Raw genomic sequence first — 518 nt, 5'->3', positions numbered from 1 at the left:
CTTCTTTTTGTCTCGCAAGAGAACAAAGTGTTCGCAATGCCTGCTGGAAACCCAGCAAGCTCGGTAAGCCTCAACCTTGTATCTGCACCACCACCAACGCTCGAAAAGCCCACACCAGAGAATGTGGTACCACCAAAAGAGCCACAGCCTCAAAAACAACCTGAGCCTGAAAAGAAGGTCGTTAAGAAGCAGGTTGTCAAAAAAGAGGCGGTGAAGAAAAAGGTGGTCGAGAAAAAGCCAGAGCCAATTAAGCAACCAAAGAAAGTGGAGCCAACCAAAACGGTTGCCAAGCAAGAAACTCAGCCCAAAGCCGAACCGAAGAAAAAAATTGAACCGGTGAAGAAAGATACGGTTACTCAGCAAACTGCATCAGCGAGCCAATCCAAAGGGGCAACGTCTCAGCCTATTTTGGTCGACAAACCAACGTTTGTGAGTCAACCAACGCAGCCCCGCTATCCAAGGTCTGCGCAAAGACGCGGTATCGAAGGCGCAGCTTTGTATGAGGTATGGCTCGATGA

1 protein-coding gene is annotated in these 518 nt (G+C 49.0%); it reads left to right on the top strand.

Annotated features, from left to right (window positions below):
• The coding region (locus R7Q09_RS28385; protein ID WP_318144238.1) for an energy transducer TonB at window positions 1–518 on the top strand (518 nt) is incomplete at both ends.

This window comes from Vibrio sp. 2130-1 (genome assembly GCF_033339515.1).
This window is presented reverse-complemented; position numbering and strand designations above follow the sequence as displayed.